Source organism: Pseudomonas sp. 05N434, assembly GCF_056396965.1.
In genome coordinates, this window is record NZ_JBFTMK010000557.1 from 1 (window position 1) to 3,308 (window position 3,308).

A 3,308-nucleotide genomic window follows, 5' to 3' on the forward strand; every position below is an offset into this window, starting at 1 on the left:
CTGTGAGAGCCCACGATCCAGAGATACCCTGTGTCGCGGTCGTAACTCATGCCTTCCAGGTCGGCTTCAACGTCTTCTTTGCCAACGTCCGGCATGACCGGCAGCGTCAACAGGGATGCCAACGGGAACCGCTTCTGCTGATCAAACAGAAATTCGCCCGGGCTGGCGCGCTCGCGCTGGGTGAAACGTTCAAGGCTCAAGGATTCATCATTGGCGACCCACAGGGTATTGCCAATCTGCACCACGGCAGACAACCCGTCGCGCAAATGAGCGTCCGTCTCATTGAAGACGAGAAGCGCGGAACCGAACTTCATCATGGAATCACCCGCGCCTCCACCCGATCGGGTGAGCAGTCAAAAGATCTACTTCACGTTAGCGACCACCCGGTGCAAGTCAAGGAGCGCCATCAGAACACCGACCAGCCAATCCGCTGACTCAACAACTCCAGCGCCGCCATGCCCGCGAGCGAGTTACCGGCGGCATTCAATTCCGGTGACCAGACGCACACCGTGAATTGCCCCGGCACCACCGCGACGATGCCCCCGCCCACGCCGCTCTTGCCCGGCAGACCGACGCGATAGGCAAAGTTGCCCGCTTCGTCGTACAGCCCGCTGGTGGCCATGATCGAGTTGACTTGTTGGGTCTGGCGGGCGCTGAGGATCTGTGCGCCGCTGTGTTTGCAGAAGCCGTCGTTGGCCAGGAAGCAGAACGCCCGGGCGAGGTCCACGCAACTCATGCGCAGCGCGCAATGGCTGAAGTAGCTGCGCAGCACCGCCTCGACATCGTTATGGAAGTTGCCGAACGACTGCATCAGATACGCCATGGCCGCGTTACGCGCGCGGTGCTGGTATTCGGATTCGGCGACCTTGCCGTCCACCATGATGTTCGGGTTGCCGGACAAGCGCCGGACAAAATCGCGCATCGACAATGCCGGCGCGGCAAAGCGCGATTGATTGATGTCGCAGATCACCAGCGCACCGGCATTGATGAAGGGATTGCGCGGGCGCCCGCGCTCGAATTCCAGTTGCACCAGCGAGTTGAACGGCTGGCCGGATGGCTCGTGGCCCAGGCGTTCCCAAATCGCTTCGCCGGAGTGTTCGATGGCCTGCACCAGGCTGAACACCTTGGAAATACTCTGCACCGAGAACGGCGTGTCGGCGTCCCCCGCGCAAAACAACTCGCCATCATTGCCATACACGGCAATGCCCAATTGATTGCCCGGTACCTCGCCGAGGGCGGGAATGTAGTCAGCCACTTTGCCCTGACCGATCAACGGTCGGACTGCGTCAAGGATCTCGTTCAACAGCGCTTGCATGCCGGGTTCCGAAGTCTCGCCCCATGGGATTGCGGGGACACTGTCGCTAGACGCCGCTGGGCGGCGCTGAATCACAGTTTTGTATGGGAATGTATCTTTCACCACCCGGGATACACCAACTTGCACCGGGGGGCCTTTCAGACATATCGCCAATACAGCTGATTGCAACACTTCTGTCGTCCGCTGACCACCGGCAAACCGGGTCGGCCCTTGCTCAGGAGTGTTGTCATGATGACCCAAGTCCCCCGTTACCATGGCTGGTCGCTGTTTGGCCTGCTGGCCATGCTGGTGCTGTTGATGACCGGCCTGATTCTGCTGCTCAACCCCGATCTGGTGGAAGCCACCCGCAGCGCCATTCGCGCCACCGCACGCACTTCGTTTGCGCTGTTTCTCGCCGCGTTCACTGCATCGGCCCTGGCGGTGCTGGTGCCCTCGCCTTTCAGCCACTCGCTGGTGCGTGAACGACGCTTCATCGGCCTGGCCTTCGCGTTTTCCCATCTGGTCCACGCCATTCTGATCTACAGCTACGGCCAACTGAACCCCGAGTTCTGGCCCGGTCGCACCACCGTCGGCAATATTCCGGGTTCGGTCGGTTACCTGTTCATTCTGTTGATGGCATTGACCTCATTCAAAACCACGGCGCGCCTGATCGGCCCCAAAGCCTGGAAAACCCTGCACACCTGCGGCATGTGGGTGATCGCGGCGGTGTTCGCCTTTTCCAACTTCAAACGCATCCCCCTGAGCGCCTGGTACGTCCTGCCGTTCGGCCTGATGTTTTCGGCGATTGTCATTCGGCTGCTGGGCACGATTGCGCAGAAGTACAAACGTAGCCTGCCCCGCGCCTATCCCCTGACCAACAACACCCCGTAGCAGCTCTGCGCTCGCTGTAGCAGCTGTCGAGCCTGCGAGGCAGCTGCTACAGCGGCTACGGGTGATTGCCTGCCAACGATCAAACTCACGGAGATCAAACCCATGAACACTTCCCTTTCATCAGCCGTCAAAGGCCTGCACCTGAACCTCGACCGCGTCGGCAACTGGATCGCGCCCCTCACCCTGCGGCTGTTTCTGGCCTGGGAGTTTTTCGAGTCTGGCCTGGAAAAATGGAACGGCCAGAACTGGTTCGCCGACATCCAGGACCGCTTCCCGTTTCCCTTCAACCACGTTCCCGCCACGCTGAACTGGGAACTGGCGATGTGGGCCGAGCTGATCTGCGCCCTCACCCTGCTGGCAGGCCTCGGGACACGGCTCTCGGCGATTATTCTGGTGGTGGTCACGGTCGTCGCGACCGCTGCCGTCCACTGGCCGGCCGATTGGTCTACATTGAGTGAACTTGCCCAGGGTTATGCCATCAGCAACAAAGGCCACGGCAACTTCAAGCTGCCRTTGATCTACCTCGCAGCCCTCATGCCGTTGTTGTTCTCGGGGGCCGGCAAACTCAGCATGGACGCGTTGTTGGCTCGACTCTTCTGGCGGCGCAGTCACCGCTGAGGCGCCAGCGTCTCGATACCCCATCCAACTTATGCAAAGGAGCCATCATGAGCGTAACCAGCCAATGGATCGAAATCAGCAGCCCCGAAGGCACCTTCGGCGCTTACCTGGCCATCCCCCACACCCGTAAAGGGCCGGGGATCGTGCTGATTCAGGAAATCTTCGGGGTCAACGAGCACATCCGCTCGGTCGCCGAGCAATACGCCGCCGATGGCTATCTGGTCATAGCGCCGGATCTGTTCTGGCGCCACGGCCACCGTATCGAACTGGGCTACGACGAAGCCGGCTGGAAACGCGCCGTCGAATTGATGAACGCCACCGACCGCTATAAAGCCCAGGCTGACATCAAACTGGCCATCGATACCCTGAAGACGCATACCGGGCTCGACGGCAGGATCGCCTCCATCGGTTACTGCTTCGGCGGCATGCTGTCGTACAACACCGCAGCCAACGGTTTCGTCGACGTGGCGATCGCCTATTACGGCGGCGGCATTCAGAACCAACT

General features: G+C 60.6%; 5 protein-coding genes. 3 read left to right on the top strand and 2 right to left on the bottom strand.

Translation table 11 applies throughout. From position 1 onward, the window contains the following. Together AC1DLB_RS25680 and glsB are read right to left on the bottom strand one after the other, a co-directional pair. The coding region (locus AC1DLB_RS25680; RefSeq protein WP_477785886.1) for a DUF3616 domain-containing protein at window positions 1-317 on the bottom strand (317 nt) is incomplete at its 3' end. 89 nt (window positions 318-406) lie between these two features. Further along, window positions 407-1,315 (bottom strand): glutaminase B, encoded by a 909-nt coding sequence (glsB, locus tag AC1DLB_RS25685; protein ID WP_018929762.1) that lies wholly within the window; start codon window positions 1,313-1,315, stop codon window positions 407-409. A gap of 228 nt (window positions 1,316-1,543) precedes the next feature. Between glsB and AC1DLB_RS25690 the strand changes: the two genes are divergently transcribed. From AC1DLB_RS25690 to AC1DLB_RS25700, 3 genes are all read left to right on the top strand, one after another. After that, window positions 1,544-2,185, top strand: a complete 642-nt coding sequence (locus tag AC1DLB_RS25690) for a ferric reductase-like transmembrane domain-containing protein (RefSeq protein WP_086946210.1) — start codon at window positions 1,544-1,546, stop codon at window positions 2,183-2,185. Between the two features lie 102 nt (window positions 2,186-2,287). Continuing rightward, window positions 2,288-2,803 carry an HvfX family Cu-binding RiPP maturation protein gene (locus AC1DLB_RS25695; protein ID WP_086946252.1) on the top strand — a complete coding sequence of 172 codons (516 nt, stop codon included), beginning with the start codon at window positions 2,288-2,290 and terminating at the stop codon, window positions 2,801-2,803. Between the two features lie 47 nt (window positions 2,804-2,850). After that, the coding region (locus tag AC1DLB_RS25700; protein WP_477785887.1) for a dienelactone hydrolase family protein at window positions 2,851-3,308 on the top strand (458 nt) is incomplete at its 3' end.

Bases quoted from the DNA above. Each gene is read 5' to 3' on its own strand.
- glsB (WP_018929762.1), bottom strand. From the start codon at position 1,315: ATGCAAGCGCTGTTGAACGAGATCCTTGACGCAGTCCGACCGTTGATC.
- AC1DLB_RS25690 (WP_086946210.1), top strand. From the start codon at position 1,544: ATGATGACCCAAGTCCCCCGTTACCATGGCTGGTCGCTGTTTGGCCTG.